This is a genomic window from Roseibium sp. FZY0029 (genome assembly GCF_036350355.1).
Lineage (GTDB): Bacteria > Pseudomonadota > Alphaproteobacteria > Rhizobiales > Stappiaceae > Roseibium.
Genome location: NZ_JAZDVZ010000001.1, coordinates 593,617 through 612,874 on the forward strand (window position 1 = coordinate 593,617; position 19,258 = coordinate 612,874).

14 protein-coding genes are annotated in these 19,258 nt (G+C 60.2%); 12 read left to right on the forward strand and 2 right to left on the reverse strand.

The genetic code is table 11. From position 1 onward, the window contains the following. The first annotated feature begins 141 nt into the window (after nucleotides 1-141). Both V1T76_RS02740 and V1T76_RS02745 read left to right on the forward strand, forming a co-directional pair. Complete coding sequence (locus V1T76_RS02740) at nucleotides 142-1,140, forward strand: bifunctional riboflavin kinase/FAD synthetase (protein WP_330559076.1); 999 nt, start codon at nucleotides 142-144, stop codon at nucleotides 1,138-1,140. Nucleotides 1,141-1,384: 244 nt separating this feature from the next. Continuing rightward, nucleotides 1,385-2,320: a DMT family transporter gene (locus V1T76_RS02745; RefSeq protein WP_330559077.1), complete on the forward strand. Its 936-nt coding sequence runs from the start codon at nucleotides 1,385-1,387 to the stop codon at nucleotides 2,318-2,320. Here the strand turns inward: V1T76_RS02745 and V1T76_RS02750 are convergent. Next, entirely contained in the window at nucleotides 2,312-3,619 is a 1,308-nt protein-coding gene (locus V1T76_RS02750; protein ID WP_330559078.1) for a glycosyltransferase family 87 protein, read from the reverse strand. The genes V1T76_RS02745 and V1T76_RS02750 overlap by 9 nt on opposite strands. 355 nt (nucleotides 3,620-3,974) lie before the next feature. Between V1T76_RS02750 and ileS the strand changes: the two genes are divergently transcribed. From ileS to V1T76_RS02775, 5 genes are all read left to right on the forward strand, one after another. Next, nucleotides 3,975-6,935, forward strand: coding sequence for an isoleucine--tRNA ligase (gene ileS / locus V1T76_RS02755; protein WP_330559079.1), 2,961 nt, complete (start codon nucleotides 3,975-3,977; stop codon nucleotides 6,933-6,935). A 21-nt stretch (nucleotides 6,936-6,956) separates the two neighbouring features. Beyond that, complete coding sequence (gene lspA, locus V1T76_RS02760; protein ID WP_330559080.1) at nucleotides 6,957-7,490, forward strand: signal peptidase II; 534 nt, start codon at nucleotides 6,957-6,959, stop codon at nucleotides 7,488-7,490. A gap of 114 nt (nucleotides 7,491-7,604) precedes the next feature. Further along, nucleotides 7,605-8,276, forward strand: a complete 672-nt coding sequence (locus V1T76_RS02765; protein WP_330559081.1) for a hypothetical protein — start codon at nucleotides 7,605-7,607, stop codon at nucleotides 8,274-8,276. A 268-nt stretch (nucleotides 8,277-8,544) separates the two neighbouring features. Further along, the gene (locus V1T76_RS02770; protein ID WP_442970081.1) at nucleotides 8,545-9,945 is read left to right on the forward strand and encodes a M16 family metallopeptidase; all 1,401 of its coding nucleotides are present in this window, start codon (nucleotides 8,545-8,547) and stop codon (nucleotides 9,943-9,945) included. A 2-nt stretch (nucleotides 9,946-9,947) separates the two neighbouring features. After that, nucleotides 9,948-11,276, forward strand: coding sequence for a M16 family metallopeptidase (locus V1T76_RS02775; protein WP_330559083.1), 1,329 nt, complete (start codon nucleotides 9,948-9,950; stop codon nucleotides 11,274-11,276). A 404-nt stretch (nucleotides 11,277-11,680) separates the two neighbouring features. On the opposite strand, the gene V1T76_RS02780 is transcribed toward V1T76_RS02775, so the two are convergent. Next, nucleotides 11,681-13,249: an EAL domain-containing protein gene (locus V1T76_RS02780; RefSeq protein WP_330559084.1), complete on the reverse strand. Its 1,569-nt coding sequence runs from the start codon at nucleotides 13,247-13,249 to the stop codon at nucleotides 11,681-11,683. A gap of 447 nt (nucleotides 13,250-13,696) precedes the next feature. On the opposite strand from V1T76_RS02780, the gene V1T76_RS02785 reads away from it, so the two are divergent. The 5 genes from V1T76_RS02785 (at nucleotide 13,697) to groL (ending at nucleotide 19,126) form a co-directional block, all read left to right on the forward strand. After that, complete coding sequence (locus V1T76_RS02785; RefSeq protein WP_330559085.1) at nucleotides 13,697-14,407, forward strand: hypothetical protein; 711 nt, start codon at nucleotides 13,697-13,699, stop codon at nucleotides 14,405-14,407. Between the two features lie 215 nt (nucleotides 14,408-14,622). After that, on the forward strand, nucleotides 14,623-16,116 hold the full coding sequence (locus V1T76_RS02790; protein WP_330559086.1) for a sigma-54-dependent transcriptional regulator: 1,494 nt from the start codon (nucleotides 14,623-14,625) through the stop codon (nucleotides 16,114-16,116). Between the two features lie 259 nt (nucleotides 16,117-16,375). Beyond that, nucleotides 16,376-16,864 (forward strand): hypothetical protein, encoded by a 489-nt coding sequence (locus tag V1T76_RS02795; protein WP_330559087.1) that lies wholly within the window; start codon nucleotides 16,376-16,378, stop codon nucleotides 16,862-16,864. Between the two features lie 279 nt (nucleotides 16,865-17,143). Next, on the forward strand, nucleotides 17,144-17,431 hold the full coding sequence (gene groES / locus V1T76_RS02800; protein WP_006935644.1) for a co-chaperone GroES: 288 nt from the start codon (nucleotides 17,144-17,146) through the stop codon (nucleotides 17,429-17,431). 54 nt (nucleotides 17,432-17,485) lie between these two features. Further along, a complete protein-coding gene (groL, locus tag V1T76_RS02805) occupies nucleotides 17,486-19,126 on the forward strand; it encodes a chaperonin GroEL (RefSeq protein WP_330559088.1) in 1,641 nt (546 codons plus the stop codon). The last annotated feature ends 132 nt before the right edge of the window (nucleotides 19,127-19,258 follow it).

Sequence of the window (19,258 nt, forward strand, 5' to 3'; positions counted from 1 at the left end):
CATCTTGACCTTTGCTTTGCTTGACGGCAGGTTCCACGCCAAAGTTGGCAGGACCGCCTCAGGGGTCTTGTCGGCGTGTTCCTGCAAACGGGCCGATGTTTCGCTCCGTTCTGCCGTCATCCTTGCGCGAAGGTTTGCCGCATGAGCTCCAAAGATCCTTCCAGCTTTCCGGTCATCGAAAGTCTGGATGCCTTTCCGGCAAACCTGAAAGGCGGCATCGTGGCCATTGGCAACTTCGATGGCGTTCACAGGGGGCACCGCGCTGTTCTGAATGCGGCTCTCGGTCTCGGTCACGGGACACATCATCCTGTCTATGCGATGAGCTTCGAACCGCACCCGCGGACGGTCTTCAACCCGTCCCAACCCGTCTTCCGTCTGACACCGCCACAGCAGAAACTCGACCTTTTGCGCCTGTGCGGGCTTGACGGCGCGCTCATCCTGCCGTTCACCAAGGAGTTCGCGGGCGTCGAAGCCAACGCCTTCGTTCAGGATATCCTGATCGATACGCTCGGCATCTCCCATGCGGTCACCGGATATGACTTCCACTTCGGACGGGCCCGGCAGGGCACGCCGGACTATCTGCGGTCAGCCGGTGCCAATCACGGTTTCGGCGTCACAATCGTGCAGCAGCAGGAAGATGAAGGCGCCGAGGTCATTTCCTCCACCCGGATTCGCGAAAGCCTGTCGCGGGGGGATATTGCCCAGGCAAACGGCCTTCTGGGTTACCGCTGGTTCTTCGAGGCGGACGTGCGCCATGGAGACAAGCGGGGCCGCGATCTCGGCTACCCGACAGCCAATATGAGCCTTTCCGAGGCCTGCCCGTTGAAACAGGGCATCTATGCGGTCAAGGTCCGTGTCGATGACACCTGGCACGATGGCGTTGCCAGTTACGGCCGCCGCCCGACCTTCGACAATGGCGCAGCCCTGTTTGAAGTGTTCCTGTTCGATTTCAAGGGTGATCTCTACGGCAAGACGCTGCGCGTCCACCTGGTGTCCTACCTGCGCGGCGAGGAGAAGTTCGATACGGTCGAGGCCTTGATCGCCCAGATGGACAGGGACAGCGAAGAAGCCCGCGCCGCACTGGGGTCGGTTCAGCCGCTGTCCGAACTCGACATGAAGCTTCTCGACCTTTCCGCTTGAGCCACCGGCAAATATTTTTCCGTTTCTGACGGTTCGCCCGTTTCCCGGCTTGCCCCGGACGGTGTTCGACTTCACAAGGGAGACGGACCGGCAATCATTCTTGCGGCAAGAGACGCAAGGGGTCATGCCCGGCCTTTGCCTGTTGCCGGTCCATGTCCAAAGCGGTCGCCTGATCGCCGGAAGGGCGGCGAAATTCCTGTTTGCGCGGTTTCAGCAGTGAAGACGCTCCGGAGGTTGCAGCACGATGAAGCGTCAGTCCAGTTCGTCACAGGCCGGGGATGTCGAGCAGAATCCGCTGACAGCGATTTTTCTGATGACCTCGGCCATGCTGCTGCTGCCGGTGATGGATATTACCGCCAAATATCTGTCCGCGGAGCTTCCACCGATTGAAATCACCTTCGGCCGCTTTTTCTTTCAGCTTCTGATCAGCCTTGTCATTGCACTGGTCACCGGCCGCCTCATGCACCTGAAGGGCAAGCAGCCGGTCGTGAATTACCTGCGCGGTATCCTGCTGGGCACGGCATCGCTCTGTTTCTTCACCGCAGTGAAATACATGTCGGTGGCGACCGCGATTTCCATCTTCTTCGTGGAACCGATGGTCCTCACCATCCTGGCGGCCGTGCTCTTGAAGGAACAGGTCGGCCCGCGCCGAATTGGAGCCATCCTTGTCGGTCTGTTGGGCGCCATCATCGTGCTGCGGCCGACATTGGCCGAAATCGGCCTTGTCAGCCTGCTGCCGGTCGCAACCGCCGTTCTGTTTTCCTTCTACCTGCTGCTCAACAGGCTCTATCCCGTTCGCGACGATCTGCTGACCATCCAGTTCAGCGCCGGCCTGTCCGGATCGCTGCTGCTCGGAATCGGGCTCTTGATCGGATATCTGACCGGAATCGAAGGCATGGAGTTCATCATGCCGGACTCGCCCCAGACAGGTCTGCTGGCCTTGATTGGCCTGATATCCTTTGCGGGCCACGGCCTCGTCGTTTCGGCTTTTCAACGCGGCAATGCCAGCCTTCTGGCTCCATTGCAGTATATCGAAATCGTCAGCGCGACCCTGTTCGGCTATCTGGTGTTTTCCAACTTCCCGGACGGGCCGACCTGGCTCGGGATTGCGCTTATCATCATGAGCGGGCTCTATATCACCCACCGGGAGCGCAAGCTGAGGCAGATGGCTTCAAAGTGACCCGGCAACAGCGCCATCGATGCGGCTTTGTTCGGCACTGGCGGCAACCGATTGCAGCCTGCGCAGGCCGAGCCAGACAAGCATCACCGGCAAGACAGGCGCAATCGGCAGACCCAGCCAGATCGCAAACGGACTGGTGGATGCCGACAGGGCAATGACGATGAAAAGCGCGAATTTCTCATAGGGAAGAAAACCGTTTCTGAGCCCCTCGCGGATCAGGAAAGCGCAGGGAATGATGATCAGCGTCAGGTCGTAGGAAAGGGCAAAGGGCGTGACCAGCAGGGTACCGCCGACGAGAACCGGCGCCCGCACGGCCATGGCCTCCGTCCGGCGCCACACCCGCCACACGCAGGCGGCAGCGGCAAGGGCAAAGGCGCTCTGAAGCATCATCGCCGGAAGATGACCGAGCCCGAGCACCCTGCCCGCGCCATAGACCGAGATCATCTTGACCCATTCCACGCCGCCCAGTTCCATCATGGCGGAGGCCACCGGTGCCTGCACCCAGAACGCCTGCCAGACACCAAAGCCGAGCACCGCGACGCTGAGAGCGGCGAACACCAGCGTTGTGACGGAGGCGCTGAGGAAACTGCGCCAGTTGAAGCTGGCAATCAGGGCCAGCGGTATCAGGATGCCCAATTGCGGCTTGATGGTCAGCAGGCCCAGCGCAACACCGGCCCAGACCATTTGCCGCCGTTCGATCCCGACAAGAAAGAACCCGTAAAGCGCTGCTGTGAGAGCCGCGTTCTGCCCGTGAAAGGCATTGTTGGCGCAGGCCGGAATAAGGATCAGACAGGCAGCCAGCAGCCAATTGCCTGCAATCAGGCGGCAAGCAAGGCACAGAAGCCCCGTCGTGATCCCGATAAAGGCGGCAAACGCAATCTTGTAAGGCAGAAGCGCAAGTGACATCTGCAGCATCTGGAAGGTTGGCGGATAGAAGAAGCCGAAGACGGTATCCGACCCGGTGACCTGCTGCTGGAGCGCGGAAAACGCCGCGGGACTGTAAGCCACCTCCGGCGTGCCGTTGAGGGCCTGGCCACCCGCGAGCCAGAAGCTCAGGTAGTCCATCAGCAGGGTGCCGTTGGGGGCACCGAAACTGTTGGGCAGAACCAGCATCCAAACGAGACCGAGCGTAAACCCGATGGCCGAACACAGACAGGCAAAACCTATCCTGTCCCAGCTCAGCCAGTCACCGGTCACGACCCCGCGGGACCAGAGGCTTGCGTGTCCTCCCGCTTCCGGCGATCCCATCGCCATCTGTTTCGCTTCATTGGCCATCTTGCCCGTCTGTCCGTCGCTCACCCGTCCCAATCCGGGCCCATACTTGGCGCAAAGACATTCATATTCGGTTACCCGAAGCCGATTTCAGAACGTCCTGCGCCTGGAGCGAAGACAAACAACACAGGATTTGCCGGAATATCTTTATTCATCGCCGAAGTGCTGCTATGTCCCTTGCCATGCAACACACGGCTCTCATAGTCGTCGCCAGACCGACGACCGCGATTACGCGAATTACTTGCCCGGCCTTCGGCTGACGCGGCAATGCGGCGCCAGGGACCGGGACTTCCTGATTTCATGTTGCTGCCCGAAAACGGGACGGCAATCATCCTGACAAATGACGCGGGCCCAGGGCCCGAACGACCGGATCGACGTGACGATGACCGAGACAGATAAACGCGACTATTCCGAAACGCTGAACCTGCCGCAGACCGAATTCCCGATGCGCGCCGGACTTCCCAAGAAGGAGCCGGAAATCCTGGCCCGCTGGGAACAGATGGACGTCTATAAAAAGCTGCGCGAACAGGGCAAGGGCCGCAAGAAGTTCGTGCTGCATGACGGGCCTCCCTATGCCAATGGCAACATCCACATCGGCCACGCGCTCAACAAGACGCTGAAAGACATCGTCACCCGGTCCATGCAGATGACCGGATACGAGAGCAACTACGTGCCGGGCTGGGACTGCCACGGCTTGCCGATCGAATGGAAGATCGAGGAACAGTACCGCGCCAAGGGCAAGAACAAGGACGAGGTGCCGATCAACGAATTCCGCCGCGAGTGCCGCGAATTCGCCGAGCACTGGATCGACGTTCAACGCAAGGAATTCAAGCGCCTCGGCATCGAGGGCGACTGGGACAATCCCTACCTGACGATGCGCTTCGAGAGTGAAGCCATCATCGCGCGGGAACTGATGAAGTTCGCCACGTCCGGCCAGCTTTATCGCGGTTCCAAACCGGTGATGTGGTCGGTTGTCGAAAAGACGGCGCTTGCCGAAGCCGAGATCGAGTATCAGGACTACCAGTCCGACATGATCTGGGTGAAATTCCCGATCGAAAGCGCCGGCGGACGCGATGAAGCAGCCGTCGAGGAACTCCTGGACGCTGCCGTAGTCATCTGGACGACCACGCCCTGGACCATCCCGGGCAACCGCGCCATCAGCTATTCCTCGCGCATCGATTACAGCCTTTACGAGGTCACGCAGGACGGGCTGCCGGACGACAACTGGGTCCAGAAGGGCGACAAGCTGCTCCTGGCCGATGCGCTGGCCGGCGAAGTGTTCAAGAATGCGCGCATCACCGATTTCACCCGCGTGCGGTCCGTCAGCAACGACGAGCTGGCAACGCTGACCTGTGCCCATCCGCTGGCCGGTCTCGACCTCGGCGGATACGATTTCGACGTGCCGCTGCTGGACGGCGACCATGTCACCGACGATGCGGGTACGGGCTTCGTCCATACCGCGCCGGGCCACGGTACGGACGACTTTGAAATCTGGATGACCAACCGGGCCGACCTGGAAGCGCGCGGCATCAACACCGCCATCCCGTTCACCGTTGCCGATGACGGCTTCTACACCAAGGAAGCCCCGGGCTTCGAAGGTTGCGAGGTCATCACGCACAAGGGCGAAAAGGGCAAGGCCAACAAGGCCGTTATCGAGAAGCTGAAGGAAAGCGGCAACCTGATCGGTCTCGGTCGGCTCAAGCATTCCTATCCGCATTCCTGGCGTTCCAAGAAACCGGTGATCTTCCGCAACACGCCGCAGTGGTTTGTCTATATGGACAAGCAGCTTTCCGGCGAAGGCGACACGCTGCGCACACGCGCGCTGTCCGCCATCGACGAGACGCGCTTCGTGCCGGGTGCCGGCCAGAAGCGTCTGCGGTCTATGATCGAAAACCGGCCGGACTGGGTGCTCTCGCGCCAACGCGCCTGGGGCGTTCCGATCACCGTGTTCATTCACAAGGACACTTCGGAAGTCCTGAAGGACGAAGCCGTCAACAAGCGCATCTACGATGCCTTTGTTTCGGAGGGGGCCGACGCCTGGTTTGCAGACGGTGCCAGGGAGCGTTTCCTGGGCAACGACTACAAGGCCGACGAGTGGGACATGGTCACCGACATTCTGGATGTCTGGTTCGACAGTGGCTCCACCCATGCCTTCGTGCTCGAAGAGCGTGAAGACCTTGCACCCAAGCGCAAGACCGACGGCGGCGAGGATTACGTCCTTTATCTGGAAGGCTCCGACCAGCATCGTGGCTGGTTCCATTCCTCGCTTCTGGAAAGCTGCGGCACGCGCGGTCATGCGCCCTATGACGCCGTTCTGACACACGGTTTCACCATGGCCGAAGACGGCCGCAAGATGTCGAAGTCGCTCGGGAACCAGGTGTTCCCACAGGATGTCATCAAGCAATATGGCGCCGACATCCTGCGCCTGTGGGTGGCTTCCACCGACTATTGGGAAGACCAGCGCCTCGGACCGGAGATCATCAAGACCAGCGTCGACAGCTACCGCAAGCTGCGCAACACACTGCGCTGGATGCTGGGGTCGCTTGCCCATGCCACCGGGGAAGAAGTTGCGCTGGCCGATATGCCTGAGCTGGAGCGGCTGATGCTGCACAGGCTCTCCGAGCTCGACAAGATGATCCGCGAAGCCTACTGGGAGTTCGACTACAAGAAGGTCTTCCACCAGCTGTTCACCTTCATGACGGTGGAACTGTCGGCCTTCTATTTCGACATCCGAAAGGATGCGCTTTATTGCGACGCGGCTTCGTCCGTGCGCCGCAAGGCCTCTCTCTTCGTGATCGACAAGCTGTTCGATTGCCTGGTCACCTGGCTGGCACCGATGATGCCCTTCACCATGGATGAAAGCTGGACGTCCCGCTACGGCGAGGACACCTGCGTTCACCTGCAGCAGTTTCCGGACGTGCCCGCCGAATGGCGCGACGATGCGCTGGCGGCCAAATGGGCGAAGATCAAGACGGTACGCCGCGTGATCACCGGTGCGCTTGAAATCGAACGCCGTGAAAAGCGGATCGGTTCGTCGCTGGAAGCGCACCCGGTCGTGCATGTGACCGACCCGGAGCTGATGGAAGCGCTTCAGGGCAAGGACATGGCAGACATCGCCATCACCAGCCAGTTGACGCTCAGCAGCGAACCGGCACCGGAGGGAGCCTTCACGCTCAGCGACACCAAGGGTGTTGCCGTTGTGCCGGGTCTTGCCGAGGGCACCAAATGCGCGCGTTCCTGGAAAGTGCTGCCGGAAGTCGGCTCCGATCCGGAGTATCCGGACGTGACCCTGCGTGACGCCGCTGCCCTGCGTGAATGGGACGCAGCCCATGCCGCGTCTTAAGCGGCAGGGTTTCCCGTCACGATGACATCGCAGGAACCATCTTCCAAAGAAACGAAACGGCCCCTTGTCTGGGGCCGTTTCAGCAGCTTCGTGCTGCTGATCGTGCTGGTCGGCGTTGCTATCGATCAGGGCAGCAAGCTCTGGCTGCTCTACGGCTTCGATCTTGCCCGCAACGGACCGGTCGATCTTCTGCCGTTTCTGGAGATCGTGCTGGTGTGGAACCGCGGCATTTCCTATGGCCTGTTCCAGCAGAACAGCGATCTGGGCCGCTGGCTCCTGGCCGGCGTGACGATTGCGGTCACCATTGGCCTGTGGGTCTGGTCGGCGCGGTGCCAGTCACGCCTGGTGGCGCTTGCGCTGGCACTCGTCATCGGCGGGGCAATCGGCAACGGCATCGACAGACTGGCCTTTGGCGCCGTGGTCGATTTCGTCCACTTCCACGTCGGCACGTTCTCCTGGTACGTGTTCAACCTGGCGGATGTGTGGATCGTTGCGGGCGTCGCCGGTCTCCTGTATGACAGTTTTCGAAATGGTCCTAATTCAGCCGCAAAATAGTGGTTTAGGCTGGACAACGACTGATCGCGGGCGGAGTGCTGCCGGCTGTTTTTTATGAGAAATCGAGGGGTCTGCGCAGTGCGGACGTTAGTTGGGTTTGTAAAGAATTCTGCAGTGCTGGTGCTTCTGGCCGGTTTGGCCGCGTGCCAGGCGGCGGATGGCACGAGCCAGGCACCGGATGTCGCCCTTGTCGATTCGGTGATGAAGGGCCTTGGCGCCGTCAATCCGAACGAAAAGCAGATCGAATACAAGCCCCGTGCACCGCTTGCCATGCCGGCAGAGCCGACCAGCCTGCCTGAACCGGAGACCAATGTCGCCGGTGTGAACGATCAGAACTGGCCCAAACAGCGCGAGAGCGAAGAGCTGAGCGAGCTGAAGCAGATTTATGCAAGTTCCGGCAAGGCCGGCAGCATGAACAGCGAAAAACTGACGCCGGAACAGATGCGCGGCTTCAAGATCACCGGTGTGACCGGCCAGACCCGCGATCTGGAAGCGGAGCGCCGTTTCAACGAGGTTACCGAGGGCGGCAAGCTGACCCGCGCGGAGCAGAAGGCCGAATGGGAGCGTCTGCAGCAGTTGCGGTCCCAGCAGGCCGGCATCGAGCAGAACGGCCTGTCCGCACGCCGCTATCTGACCGACCCGCCCACAGGCTACAGCACGCCGTCGCCGGATGCACCGATGCCGGAAGTCGTGAAGAAAAAGCGCAAGCCGACCAATTACGACGAGTACGATTCCAAACCGCTCGATCCGCGTTGCCTGGAAGGCGATCAGACCTTCTGTAATTGATCGATCGTTGAGCTGGCCTTCGGTCACGCGTCAAATGACAAAAATGTAACGGGACCTCCGGACAGCACCTCCTATATGGAGGGTAGGTCCGGAGGTCTTTTTTGTTGGCCACCTTGAAATTGTCCGGCCTTGCGCTTTTCCCTGCCCTTGTTGAAGCGCATGCTGACTGAAAGACAAAGAACGGGAGTTGCATGTGAACCCATCCCCCTCGAAAATCACCACGACGTCCCCCGTGCGGCGGTTGAAGCGTTCCATCGGCCTGGTGCTGGTGCCTGCGCTCCTGCTTGCCGGTGGAACGGCACTCGTTCCGGCAACCGCCTTTGCCGCCCCGGCAGCCACCGGCAATCTGACGATTGCGCCGAACCTGGAAAGCTTCACACTGGACAACGGCTTGCAGGTGGTGGTCATTCCGGACCGCCGCGCACCGGTGGTCACCCACATGATCTGGTACAAGGTCGGCTCCGCCGACGAACCGGAAGGCCAGTCGGGTGTTGCGCATTTTCTCGAACATTTGATGTTCAAGGGCACGCATGACCATCCCAACGGGGAATTCTCCAAGATGGTTGCCGATCGCGGCGGCCAGGAAAACGCCTTTACCAGCACGGACTACACCGCCTATTTCCAGAAGGTCGCCAAGCAGCACCTGCCGCTGATGATGGCGCTGGAAGCCGACCGCATGGAAAATCTGGTCCTTACCGACGAGGTGGTGACGCCGGAACGCGACGTGGTTCTGGAAGAACGGCGCATGCGGGTCGACAGCGAACCCGGTTCGCGGCTGCAGGAAGCCCTCAATTCCATCACCTTCGTCAACCACCCCTACGGTTCTCCCGTCATCGGCTGGCAGAGCGAAATCGAAGCGCTCAACAAGGAAGCGGCGATAGCGTTCTACGACCGTTTCTATACGCCCAACAACGCCGTTGTGGTGATCGCCGGTGATGTGGACGTGGATACCGTTCGCAAGCTGGCCGAGGAAACCTACGGCAAGGTTGCGCGCCGCGCCGAACCCGGCGAACGCGTCCGCCCGGCCGAACCGCCGCTTGCCGGAGAAAGGCGCATAGCCGTTTCCGACCCGCGCGTGCGTCAGGAGTCCCTGTCGCAGACATGGATCGTGCCGAGCCAGACCACCGGCAAGGGCCGCACCCCCGAGGCACTCGACATCCTGTCCTATATCCTCGGAGAAGGGCCTTCCAGCCGCCTGCACAAAGCTCTGGTTCTCGATCAGGAAGTCGCCTTGAGTGCGGGCGCCTATTACCAGGGCAGCGCTCTGGATGATGGCCGCTTCGGCGTTTACGCCGTTCCGCGGCCAGGCTACACGCTGGAGGACATGGAGCGCCTGATCGAGGCCGAGCTTCACAAGCTGATCGAAACGGGCGTTACCGAAGACGAAGTCGAACGGGCCCGGAACAGCATGATTTCCAGCGCGATCTATGCCCAGGACAGCCAGTCCGGACTGGCGCGTCTGTTTGGCGGCGCCCTGACCACCGGACAAACGGTCGAGGATGTCCAGACCTGGCCTTCGCAGGTGCAGGCCGTCACGGCCGAGGACGTTGTTGATGCTGCGCGCACCTATCTCTCCGGCATGCCTGTGACCGGCGAGTTGCGCATGGAACCGCCGGTCGTGCCTGACGCCGCCCTAACCGACGCGCCCCAGATGAAGGACAAGTCCTGATCATGGCACAAACTCTATTTTCATTGCGCCGCCCCATTTCCGCACTCGCCCTGTCTTTCGTTGCGCTGCTTGGCCTGATGAGGCTGGCGCAGGCTGTCGAAATCCAGGAAGTCACCAGCCCGAAAGGCATCACGGCCTGGCTGGTGGAAGACCATACGGTGCCCATCATCGCCCTTGATTTTTCCTTCGACGGCGGCTCCGCCCAGGACCCGGCCGGCAAGGAAGGCCTGACGCGCCTGCTCGCCGCCACGCTTGACGAAGGCGCCGGCGAAATGGATTCCGAGACCTTTCAGTCCAAACTGGAAGAACTGGCCGTCAGCATCAACTTCAGCACCGGCAAGGACCGGTTCTACGGCAGCTTGCGCACGTTGACGCCGACCCTTGAAGAGGCAAGTGACCTTCTGGCCCTGGCCGTCAACGAGCCGCGCTTCGACGAAGCGCCGGTCGAGCGCATGAAAGACCAGCTTTCACAAAGCGCAAGACGCAATGAAAGCGACCCGGACGCGATCGCCGGCAGGTCCCTCGCCAAAGCCATGTTCGGCGATCATCCCTACGCCCGGCCGACGATCGGCACCGCCGAGACCTTGAGCGGTCTGTCTGCCGCCGATCTTGAAAGCCAGAAGGGCAAGCTTCTTGCCCGCAAGGGACTGATCATCGGCGTTGTCGGCGCAATTGATGCGGACACTCTCGCAGGCGTTCTCGACAAGGTGTTCGCTCCGCTGCCGGAGGAAGGCCAGCTCACCAAGATCGAAGACTTCGAACCGGACTTCGGGACAGAGGTGAACCAGCAACTGGCCGTTCCGCAAACGACAATCCTGCTTGGTCTGCCGGGGCTGACCCGCAACGATCCGGATTATCAGGCTGCCTTCGTGATGAACCACATTCTGGGCGGAGGCACCTTCACCTCCTGGATGTATGAGGAAGTACGGGAAAAACGCGGCCTTTCCTATGGTGCCGGCACGTCTCTTTCTCCCTATGCGCACACGGGTCTTCTGATCGGCAACGCCGCAACCAAGGCAGACCGGGCAGACGAAACGGTGAAGATCATGCTGGAACAGATCCGGCGGATGGCCGAAACCGGCCCCAGTGAAGACGAACTGCAATCCGCCAAACAGTATCTGACCGGCTCTTATCCTTTGCGCTTCGACAGCTCGGGAAAGATCGCCCGTCAGTTGGTCGCGCTGCAGGACGCCGGGCTGGGGATCGACTATTTCGACCGCCGCAACAGCGAGATCGAGGCCGTGACACTGGACGACGTCAAAAGGGTTGCCAAGCGCCTTCTGGCGGACAAGTCGCCCACGGTTGTGACCGTTGGCCCCAAACAGGGATAACGCCTCCCCTCCTGCAATCACACGGCAATGACAAACGCTCCGGCTCAAACCGGGGCGTTTTTCGTATTCCGGGCGTCAGCTTAGGTTGGATGCAAGATCCGTTCCTGCCGGCGTCGTGTGAGGGCTTTCAGCGCCTTCAGCGTTATACCAAGGCACTATTGCGATCCAGGGACAATCGCTTTGGCAAGGTGAGCTGAGAGTGGGCTACGGATCTGCGCTGCGCTTGTCCCGGGCGACACCGAGGGTGGGGAGACCTGCAGCGGAACAACACTGATGTCAGGGCCGTATTTTGCCCGCTCCATACGTGTTGCACCGCTGGCGTCAGAAACCAGTCACGTCAGTTGGTAGAACGTTTGTAGGTCCTGGATAGGTTTTCGATTTTCGACAGGGAGCCGACGAGTGGTTCAGCCTGCGGCAGACCGTCTTGGGCCGGGCGCCGGTGCGCCCTGGAGCACTTCAGCGCGCACCGGGCGCGGCGGTGAGAACAGATTGCCCTGGGCAAGCTTGACGTCATAGTCGAGCAGTTCCAGCACCTGGGACTCTGTCTCGACGTGGTCGGTGATCAACTGCATGCCGTAGCGGTGCAGCAGATCACCGAAGTCGGACGGATGAATGTGCCCATGCTTGGCTTCGCGGCGGCCGATGAGGTAATCGGCGTGCAACTTGCCGTATTTGAACCCGCGACCGGCCAGCGAATTGAAGTCCATCTTCATATCGACGATCTGATCGACGGAGAAGCGGAACCCGGCCTCGAACAGCGAGCTAAGGCTTTCCAGCTCCAGCGCACCCATCTGGGCGACATCGTCCTGGGAGAATTCGAACACCAGTACGTCCGCCAGATCCTGGTTGGCCTTCACGAACTCCAGGAAGCCCGGGAAGAAGGTGTCATCGACAAGCGACTGCGTCGAGATATTGCAGAACAGAATGGCGTTGCGGTTGCGCGACGTCAGGCGGCGGACCACCTGAATGGAGCGGAACAGCAGCAGATTGTCGATCCGCGCGATCTGACCGGATAGCACCGCTTCCGGCAGAAAGGCTGACGCTTCGATCAGATTGCCGCCATGGTCGCGCAGGCGGGTGAAGGCTTCATAGTATTTCACCTGGCGCTGCGGCAACGTCACGATAGGCTGCAGGTGCAGTTCCACCCGATTGGCGTTGAGGGCCGAGGTGATCAGTTCGCGCATAGCCATGTTCGGCTTCGGCTTTTCCGCCGGCATGGCAGCGCGTTCCGGAAGACGCTGCTCCGGCTCCGCCGGCAGATCAAACGCATAATCCTGTTCGTGATGGACCGGCTGCTCACCGGCATAACTATGACCGGGCCTGTCGCCGAGACGCGGTGTCTGCACGCCGTAGCGGCGGTCGAAGTCATCCATGTCCCGCCCGGGCGCAGCCGCAGGAGCATAAGGGGCCTGGACGCCGGCATCAGGCGCCTGAGAATAAGAGGGTGCCGAGGCCTGCTGCTGGCGCTGCGGAGCCTGCGGCTGCTGCACCGGAGGCCAGTTCTGCGGAGCCTGATAGGAAGAAGAAGGCCGGCTTTCGCCCTGATAAGGTTGCTGAGGCTGCTGGTAGCGCGGCAGGCTGGGCATCTGCGGCGGTGGGGCGATGGCCTGCTGGTCCTCCACCCTCGCCTCCAGATCCGACATGGCCTCAGCCATCTGTTTGACCAAGGTACCCAGAACCTCGACTTCGGCAAACAAAGGATCGATTTCGGCGCGGGTCCGGCGCGGCATGGTGTGTTCCATGCCCGTGAGCCTGCCTTCCAGATTGCCGACATCCTCGTCCAGATCCGCCATGCGTTCTTCCAGACGGTCGACCGCCTCGCTGACGGCGCCTCGGTCGCGTGCCCGCCCGATCAGCAGATGGATCAGGATCATCGTGCACATGAGCGCAAGCGACAGGGATACAGCTTCGCCAAACGGCCGTCCGAACTGGAAGATCAGGACTGTCGCGGACGACAGCGCGATCACGGCCATGCAAATAGCTACAAATATGGTCCCTGTCCGCCCCATGGTATTCGAAAGTTCCAACGCGAATCAAAAGTTACTGGTTAATCATGCCTTAAGAACCATGCATGGCCGAATCTACAACCGCTTTGCGGTCTGGAATCGGTGACTTGTCCCCGACTATGGTTGATGCGTCACGTTATTTGGGCGTTTTCGCACTTGCCGCTGCGTTCGGTGTAGACGAACCGACTCACTACCGCCAGCCCCCTGCGGTTCTGCTGGTTTCACTCTTTGACCATTGCAATCGGGGTCACTTCGTCTAAATTTACGTAAGGGAACTTTTCACGACGGATCAGTTAATAGATCTTGCAGGGGGCTGATATGCATGCAGCCGAACAAACGACATATCGGGCACGGCCTGGAAATGCGCCGGATGCGAAGATAGACCAGCCTGCCAGGGATCGACCCGCGCCGGGTATGCCTCTTGCTCTCGAGACCGGCGAAGCGGTCGACCCGAAATCTGCCTCTGACGCGGTTCCGTGCGAGGAACAGATACAAATAGCCCTCATCAACACTCTGAACAGCCCAGAATTCCAGTCAGCGCCCCAACTGCGAGCCTTCCTGGGCTTTGTCGTCAATGCCACGCTGAACAGGCAACAGGAAAAGATCAAAGGCTACACGATTGCCGTCGAAGCGCTCGGACGGCCGGAAGACTTCAATCCGGTGACGGACCCGATCGTTCGTGTCGAGGCCGCCCGCCTTCGGCGCAGGCTCGAAAAATATTATGCCGGTTCCGGGGCCGAGGATCCTGTCCGGATCTCCATTCCAAAAGGCAGCTACGCACCGGAGTTCCTTCCCTCACATCCCGGGGCATTACCGGATTGTTCCGCAGCTCTTGCCACCAAAGACGAGACTGACATCGATCTCGACCGGAGACACCCGATACAGGAGGCGATAGCGCCTCAACGCCCTGCAACGCAAGACGTGCCGGTCACGGGTCGCGGGTATGACATACCTCGATCGCCTCTGCCCCCCTTGCTTGCCGGGCCGCCAGCCCGAAACCGGATGCCTTCTTCAGGGTTCGTCAGCAGACTGCAGGCTGCCGTGGCTAATCCCGTTGCCCCACGGCTGGTGTTCGCCCTCTGCCTGGCGAGTTTTCTGGCCGGATACCTTCTGGCGGTTCTTTAGGCCTCTAGGGGCCTGCGATTTCCCACCTCCCTGCAAATACCCCGCCTTCAGTGGATTATTTTGCTGATTTCGGCCCTTTTCTGTGCCGAAGCCGGAGATTCACTGCAATTTGCGCGTTCTGACAACGCTTTGTTTACCCTGTTCGGAGAATTATCAAATTGACGAATCTTTCGATACTCGATTGACCCGTATCCAGCGATGGGAGTTACCCAGCAATGGGGAGTAATGAGGGCAAAGAGCTGCCTGTTATAGTACGCGTACTTGACGCAACGGCCTCCGAGGCCGCCCGCACATCTGCGGTTTGCGCCAAGCTGTCTCATGCCTGTGCGGACCCCATCCTGTACACGGAATCCTCTTCCTGCCTGCAGGACCTTGCGGACAAGACCACCGACATCCTGATCATTGATCTGGAAACCATCGGCGGTGATGAAGCTCTGGAAGCCTACGCGGTTCGGTGCCCCAAGGCGGTCATCATCGCGGTCTCTGCCAAGGGCTCGGTCTCCAGGGCTGTCAGTGCGATGCGCGCCGGTGCGCATGATTTCCTGACCAAGCCGTTTTCGCTTGATGCGCTTGCCTCCAAGATCTCCTTCCAGTTGAAACAGCGCAGGCCCACGCAGCCGGCAGCTTCCGCAGCGCCGCAGGCCGTGCTGCCTGCTGCTTCAATCCCGGAATTTTCCGCGCCTCCTGTCCGGATCGCTCCGGTCAGAACCGAAACGTCCGGAATGAACCGGCTTGTGGGCACCTCCGCCCAGATGCGCGACATTCACGACCAGATTACGCGCATGGCACCGTCGCAGGCCCCGGTCTTCATTACGGGCGAATCCGGAACGGGCAAGGAACTGTGCGCCGCTGCGGTGCATGATCTTTCCGAACGGCGCACCAACCGCTTCGTGACGTTGAACTGCGCTGCCATTCCGCGGGATCTGATCGAAAGCGAAATTTTCGGATATGTGCGCGGCGCCTTTACCGGAGCCACGGACAACCGCGAAGGCGCGGCCGAGCAGGCCAATGGCGGAACGCTGTTCCTGGACGAAATCGGCGAGATGGATCTCCTCCTGCAGAGCAAGCTGTTGCGCTTCCTGCAGACGGGAACCTTCCAGCGCCTTGGCGACACACACACCCGCAAGGTGGACGCGCGCATCATCTGCGCCACCAATCGGAACCCGGTTCAGGAAATATCCGCCGGCCGCTTCCGTGAAGATCTCTACTACCGTCTGCACGTCCTGCCGATCCACCTGCCGCCGCTCAGAGAGCGCCGCGACGACATCCTGCCGCTCGCCGAAACCTTCCTGGAGCGCTATTCGGCGGAAGAGCGGCGCGGTTTCAGGGGTTTCGATGCCGACGCAGAAGCGCGGATCATCTCCTATCCCTGGCCGGGCAACGTGCGCCAGCTTGAGAACACCATCCGGCAGATCGTGGTGATGAACGATGGAGCCGCGGTCACCTATGACATGCTGCCACTGGTCATTCGCGACCAGAGCAGCCGGCCGGGCACCCTGATCGACCTGTCGCGTGAACGCTCACGCGCCGCGCCGCCGCCAAGCCGTCCGTTCGGAACCATCGAACCGCTGTGGGCCCAGGAGCGGCGTATCATCGAAGACGCTCTTGACGCCTTTGACGGCAACATTGCGATGGCGGCCGCCGCTCTTGAGATCAGCCCGTCAACGATCTACCGCAAGCGTCAGTCCTGGATGGCCCGCAGCATGTGAGGGCCATCTGCAGCGCCGCTTAACTGCAATCCGGTTTTCTTGTTTCGCGGATAACGTGTTGAGCACAGCGAAATCCGGCGTTTACCGCACTGCGCACATTGCCTTGTTTAATCAGACAAGTCGGTTTATATCGGCAAAAATCGCTGATAACGACAAGATTTAAAGGCGTGCGGGGATACGGATGATGCTGGTGGGAAGTCGTGCTTTGAGGCGGATGCTGTCCGCTGCTGTAATCACAACCGGAATGTCTGCGGGGCTGATGTCCGCGCTGGCCCAATCCCCCGCCAACCCTCCTGAAGCTTTCAAGAACGCGCTTGCCGCCTACGACCAGGCCTGGTCGGAAGCCGGTCTTTCTTTCATGACGGCAGTTTTCTCTACCGGTCGCAGCAGCGGGTTCGGCCGCTACACGCCGCGCGGTGACGCTGTCTTTACCGACGAAGAAGCCATCAATATCTACGCGGAACCAGTGGGTTACGGTTTTCGGGAAACCGATGGCGGGTTTGCCTACGAGTTGACGGCGGACTACAGGCTTTTGACCAATTCCGGGCAAGTGCTCGCGGAACAGGAAAACTTCGCGACCTTCTCCGGCAGCGGCCGATCCAGACAGCGCGAACTTTCGGCCGCCCTCACCTTCCAGTTCAGCGGCCTGCCGGCTGGCGACTACCAGCTTGAAACGAGTTTCACCGATGAAATCGGCGGTGCAACGAGCGCTTTCACGCTGCCTTTCACCGTTTCCGCCGCGAATTGAACCGGCATTCAGGGCGGTGTTCCGGCTGCGTCATATTTCCGCCGTGTCAATCTGTTGGATAGGCCATAGGTAAATCGGCACCGATTGCGATTAAATTCTCGTCACAAAGCATTGACAATCTGACCTCAGGTACATAAATCCATGGCGCTGTTAGCACTCGCTGTTAAGGAGTGCTAATAGGTGACGGGAGGCAACGTCCTTCCGTGCAACGCAAACCCAATGTTCATGTCTCGCGCGCTGCCTATTGCGTGGGGCGCGCTCATGAGAGGAAACAGTGTTATGGCATTTCGTCCACTGCACGACCGTGTCGTCGTTCGCCGCGTAGATTCTGAAGCAAAGACTGCTGGCGGCATCATCATTCCGGACACCGCTAAAGAAAAGCCGCAGGAAGGCGAAATCATCGCCATCGGCACCGGCGCCCGCAAGGACAACGGCGAGATCGTTCCGCTCGACGTCAAGGCTGGCGACCGCGTTCTGTTCGGCAAGTGGTCCGGCACCGAAGTCAAGATCGACGGTGAAGACCTCCTGATCATGAAGGAATCCGACATCATGGGCGTGATCGCGTAACCAGTCGCGAACCGCTTCTGATATCAACCTGTTCCAGAAAAGTGAGACGATCACATGTCTGCTAAAGAAGTAAAATTCTCCTCCGACGCACGTGAGCGCATGCTGCGTGGTGTCGACACCCTTGCAAACGCCGTGAAGGTGACCCTCGGCCCGAAAGGCCGTAACGTCGTTCTCGACAAGGCCTTCGGCGCACCGCGCATCACCAAGGACGGTGTCTCGGTTGCCAAGGAAATCGAACTGGAAGACAAGTTCGAAAACATGGGCGCCCAGATGGTGCGCGAAGTGGCTTCCAAGACCAACGACATCGCTGGCGACGGTACCACCACCGCAACCGTTCTGGCCCAGGCCATCGTCAAGGAAGGCGCCAAGGCTGTTGCAGCCGGCATGAACCCGATGGACCTGAAGCGCGGCGTTGATCTCGCTGCTGCTGAAGCCGTCAAGGCTCTGACCGCTGCTTCCAAGACCATCACCACTTCCGCTGAAGTGGCACAGGTCGGCACGATCTCCGCTAACGGCGACGAGCAGGTCGGCAAGGACATTGCCGAAGCCATGCAGAAAGTCGGCAACGAAGGCGTGATCACCGTCGAGGAAGCAAAGTCCCTCGAAACGGAACTCGAAGTCGTTGAAGGCATGCAGTTCGACCGCGGCTACCTGTCTCCTTACTTCGTCACCAACGCTGACAAGATGATGGCTGACCTGGAAAAGCCGTACATCCTGCTGCACGAGAAGAAGCTCTCCAACCTGCAGGCCATGCTGCCGATCCTGGAAGCTGTTGTTCAGTCTTCCCGTCCGCTGCTGATCATTGCTGAAGACGTAGAAGGCGAAGCTCTGGCTACCCTCGTCGTCAACAAGCTGCGTGGCGGCCTGAAGATTGCTGCTGTGAAGGCTCCGGGCTTCGGCGACCGCCGCAAGGCCATGCTGGAAGACATCGCGATCCTGACCGGCGGTACCGTGATCTCCGAAGATCTCGGCATCAAGCTTGAGAACGTGACGCTCGACATGCTCGGCACCGCCGAGAAGGTGTCCATCACCAAGGAAAACACCACCATCGTTGACGGTGCTGGTTCCAAGGACGACATCAACGGCCGCGTTTCCCAGATCAAGGCTCAGATCGAAGAAACCACTTCCGATTACGACCGTGAGAAGCTCCAGGAGCGTCTTGCCAAGCTCGCAGGCGGCGTTGCCGTGATCCGCGTTGGCGGTGCGACCGAAATCGAAGTGAAAGAGAAAAAAGACCGCGTCGACGACGCTCTGAACGCAACCCGCGCTGCCGTTGAAGAAGGCATCGTCCCGGGTGGCGGTACCGCTCTGCTGCGTGCCAAGAAGGCTGTTGAAGGCCTGAAGTCTGACAACGCAGACATCTCTGCCGGTATCAAGATCGTCCTGCGCGCTCTGGAAGCTCCGATCCGTCAGATCGCTGAAAACGCTGGTGTCGAAGGCTCCATCGTTGTTGGCAAGATCCAGGAAAACGACGATCCGTCCTTCGGCTTCAACGCTCAGACCGAACAGTTCGTCAACATGATCGAAGCTGGCATCATCGACCCGACCAAGGTTGTCCGTACTGCTCTGCAGGACGCAGCTTCCGTCGCTGGTCTGCTGATCACCACCGAAGCCATGGTTGCTGAACTGCCGAAAAAAGACGCTCCGGCAATGCCGGGCGGCGACATGGGCGGTATGGGCGGCATGGGCTTCTAAGAAGCCCAAAGCTAAACAGCTTGACGAAAGGGCGGTCTTCGGACCGCCCTTTTTGTTTGCCGCCCCCCATCTCATGTTTGTGCAGCGTTGCGGCAAGGGGGCGACACGAGCTTTGAGGTAAGGACCAGCAGC

Coding starts and splice junctions, on each gene's coding strand:
- V1T76_RS02790 (WP_330559086.1), top strand. CDS start 14,623: ATGGGGAGTAATGAGGGCAAAGAGCTGCCTGTTATAGTACGCGTACTT.
- lspA (WP_330559080.1), top strand. CDS start 6,957: ATGACATCGCAGGAACCATCTTCCAAAGAAACGAAACGGCCCCTTGTC.
- groES (WP_006935644.1), top strand. CDS start 17,144: ATGGCATTTCGTCCACTGCACGACCGTGTCGTCGTTCGCCGCGTAGAT.
- V1T76_RS02775 (WP_330559083.1), top strand. CDS start 9,948: ATGGCACAAACTCTATTTTCATTGCGCCGCCCCATTTCCGCACTCGCC.
- V1T76_RS02795 (WP_330559087.1), top strand. CDS start 16,376: ATGTCCGCGCTGGCCCAATCCCCCGCCAACCCTCCTGAAGCTTTCAAG.
- ileS (WP_330559079.1), top strand. CDS start 3,975: ATGACCGAGACAGATAAACGCGACTATTCCGAAACGCTGAACCTGCCG.
- V1T76_RS02740 (WP_330559076.1), top strand. CDS start 142: ATGAGCTCCAAAGATCCTTCCAGCTTTCCGGTCATCGAAAGTCTGGAT.
- V1T76_RS02745 (WP_330559077.1), top strand. CDS start 1,385: ATGAAGCGTCAGTCCAGTTCGTCACAGGCCGGGGATGTCGAGCAGAAT.
- V1T76_RS02780 (WP_330559084.1), bottom strand. CDS start 13,249: ATGGCCGTGATCGCGCTGTCGTCCGCGACAGTCCTGATCTTCCAGTTC.
- V1T76_RS02785 (WP_330559085.1), top strand. CDS start 13,697: ATGCCTCTTGCTCTCGAGACCGGCGAAGCGGTCGACCCGAAATCTGCC.
- groL (WP_330559088.1), top strand. CDS start 17,486: ATGTCTGCTAAAGAAGTAAAATTCTCCTCCGACGCACGTGAGCGCATG.